Consider the following 1049-nt stretch of genomic DNA (forward strand, 5'->3'; position numbering starts at 1 on the left):
CGGGCCGGCAGGGATGGAGTAGCTGCGCGCCGCAGGGGTGTGGGCTGGCTGCTGGGCCTGCGCCTGGGCAGAGGTGGGTGCCAGTGCGGCCAGGCTGGCGCAGGCGGCCAGGCCCAGGCACAGCAGATGGGCGGAGAGCGCGGTGCCACGGGGCGTGGCGGGGGCAGAGAAGCGAGAGCGGTACATGCGATTAGGTCCCGAGTTTGACAAGCTGGTTGCAGCGCGCCGCCATGGTTTTTTGCGGCGCTTATGCAGGGCTTGACACGCGGGCTGGGCCAATTGGCCATCTTTTTTTGGAATGCGCTGCGGGGGACGCCTGGCAGATCAGCTTTTATCCACCGTCACCCACCAGCGTGTGCGGCTGCTGATGCGCAGCGGCAAAGTCTGGCTGAGCGCCGCCAGCACCTTGTCGGTATCCGCCAAGGGGTAGCTGCCCGATACGCGCAAGGCGGCGGCCTCGGGCGTGCAGTGCAGGCGGCCGGGGCGGTAACGGGCCAGCTCGGCGATAAAGTCCCCCAGACGCATATCGTCGGCCACCAGCATGCCCTGGGTCCAGGCCAGGCCGGCAGTGGGAGCGGGCCCCTGGCGCAGCAGCCCGCTGGCGGCGATGCGGCCTTGCTCGCCAGCAGCCAGGCGCAGGGTCTGGCCCATGTCGTTGCGCAAATCTGGTATCAGCTGCAGTTCTACCTGGCCTTCTTGCACCTGCACCAGCGTGTCGTCCGCATACTGGCGCACGCTAAAGCGCGTGCCAATGGCGCGTGCCCAGCCCTGGCTGCTGCGCACGCGCAAAGGGCGGGCCTGGCCGGTGGCAGGGTCGGGGCTGGGGTCGGCGGCGCTCTCGATCTGGATCTCCCCGGCGCGCAGCACAATCAGCCGCTCGCTGCTGCTGTAGCGCAGGTCCACGGCCGTGGCGGTATTGAGCAGCAGGCGCGTGCCATCGGCCAAAACCGTGCGCTGCTGCTCGCCGGTGGCCGTTGAGAGATCGGCGCTGGCGCTGAGCCAGGCCTGTTCGCCCAGCGGGCTGTGGCCCAGGGCCAGCAGGCCGCCAG

Annotated in this window: 1 protein-coding gene and 1 pseudogene; both read right to left on the reverse strand. The window is 69.7% G+C overall.

Features of this window, described 5'->3' with window-relative positions:
* A pseudogene (locus H928_RS26285) lies at positions 1–186 on the reverse strand (hypothetical protein); the annotation flags it as partial.
* A 138-nt stretch (positions 187–324) separates the two neighbouring features.
* Positions 325–1049 (reverse strand): FecR domain-containing protein (locus H928_RS26290; protein ID WP_021025579.1); only part of this gene is annotated, 725 nt, incomplete at its 5' end.

The organism is Comamonas sp. B-9 (assembly GCF_000410635.1).
Taxonomy (GTDB): Bacteria; Pseudomonadota; Gammaproteobacteria; order Burkholderiales; family Burkholderiaceae_C; genus Comamonas.